Below are 434 nucleotides of genomic sequence, written 5' to 3'. Positions count from 1 at the left end.
GGGGGGACGCAGTAGGATAGGCGAAGCGTGCGATTGGATTGCACGTCTAAGCAGTAAGGCTGAGTACTAGGCAAATCCGGTACTCATTAAGGCTGAGCTGTGATGGGGAGAAGACATTGTGTCTTCGAGTCGTTGATTTCACACTGCCGAGAAAAGCCTCTAGATAGAAAATAGGTGCCCGTACCGCAAACCGACACAGGTAGTCAAGATGAGAATTCTAAGGTGAGCGAGCGAACTCTCGTTAAGGAACTCGGCAAAATGACCCCGTAACTTCGGGAGAAGGGGTGCTCTTTAGGGTTAACGCCCAGAAGAGCCGCAGTGAATAGGCCCAAGCGACTGTTTATCAAAAACACAGGTCTCTGCTAAACCGTAAGGTGATGTATAGGGGCTGACGCCTGCCCGGTGCTGGAAGGTTAAGAGGAGTGGTTAGCTTC

At 51.2% G+C, this 434-nt stretch carries 1 rRNA gene; it reads left to right on the top strand.

Features of this window, described 5'->3' with window-relative positions:
* Positions 1–434, top strand: a 23S ribosomal RNA gene (locus CD113_RS03415); the annotation flags it as partial.

This window comes from Staphylococcus simiae, from assembly GCF_002902085.1.
Lineage (GTDB): Bacteria > Bacillota > Bacilli > Staphylococcales > Staphylococcaceae > Staphylococcus > Staphylococcus simiae.
The sequence above is the reverse complement of the archived record's forward strand: the minus strand, read 5'-3'. Positions and strand labels throughout refer to the sequence as shown.